Below are 933 nucleotides of genomic sequence, written 5' to 3'. Positions count from 1 at the left end.
TAACGCGAAGCACAGCGGCGGCCCGACAGGGGCGTCCGGCGGCCATCAGCCGCGTACTGCTGCGATTTGTTAAGTTTTTGCGCGGTTCTTAATCGCAACAATGGGCATGATGATTACCAAGCTATAGAGAAGCATACCAACAGTAAGAGTAGCAAACTCAAGCAATTCAATACCGCGACCCGGTATGTCGAATACGGTATAACTCCATACTCCGGCACTCACACCAATGACAGAATAGATCAAGCCACGGAAGTACGTTCCAATACCAGCCTTCTTGAGTAACGGCCCTCCAATGAGCGCGATAATTCCAGCGGCAAAAAATATCGGGATCGAGTTTACGACAGCGCTTTCAAGCATGAATTCAATAATGCTGTTCACGGCTTCTCCCTAAACTTAACGCCGCATTAAGGGGCAGCCAACGCTACTACCAACTTACCGCATAACACCGTAACCACAAAAACCAACGCATAATAAAAATGCCACGCGTTGGCTGTCCCTCTTAAATGCTTTGTTGAACGAAGCCGCTACGCGGCAGAGGCGCAAATCGTCTGTACTTTCCTGACCCCTTCTATTTCGGAAGGGCCTGTCAGGAGACGCGTCATGAACACCCACGACCACGCTCGTTTTCAAGTTCTGCATCAACGCTACCATAACGAACTCACCCTGCGGGGCAAAAGCGCCAAGACCATCGACCTCTACACCCGCTGCCTGCGACAGGTGAGCGACCATTTCGATACCTGTCCCGACCAGCTTAGCACCCAGCAGCTCCAGCAGTATTTCATTCACCTGGTCGAGCATCGCTCCTGGAGCCTGGTCAAAATTGCCCGCAATGCTATGCAGCGTTTCTATCAGTATGTCCTCGACAAACCCTGGGAGTATGTTCCCATCGTCAAGCCGCCCAAGGTTCAGACCCTGCAGGATGTACTCTCCCTG

The 933-nt window shown here is 51.9% G+C and carries 2 protein-coding genes; one reads left to right on the top strand and one right to left on the bottom strand.

Annotated elements, in window-relative coordinates; genetic code table 11:
- Window positions 1-69: 69 nt before the first annotated feature.
- Window positions 70-378, bottom strand: coding sequence for a hypothetical protein (locus C7H09_RS07475; protein ID WP_106761488.1), 309 nt, complete (start codon window positions 376-378; stop codon window positions 70-72).
- A gap of 222 nt (window positions 379-600) precedes the next feature.
- Between C7H09_RS07475 and C7H09_RS07465 the strand changes: the two genes are divergently transcribed.
- The coding region (locus tag C7H09_RS07465; RefSeq protein ID WP_206074286.1) for a site-specific integrase at window positions 601-933 on the top strand (333 nt) is incomplete at its 3' end.

This window comes from Marinobacter fuscus, assembly GCF_003007675.1.
GTDB lineage: Bacteria > Pseudomonadota > Gammaproteobacteria > Pseudomonadales > Oleiphilaceae > Marinobacter > Marinobacter fuscus.
This window is presented reverse-complemented; position numbering and strand designations above follow the sequence as displayed.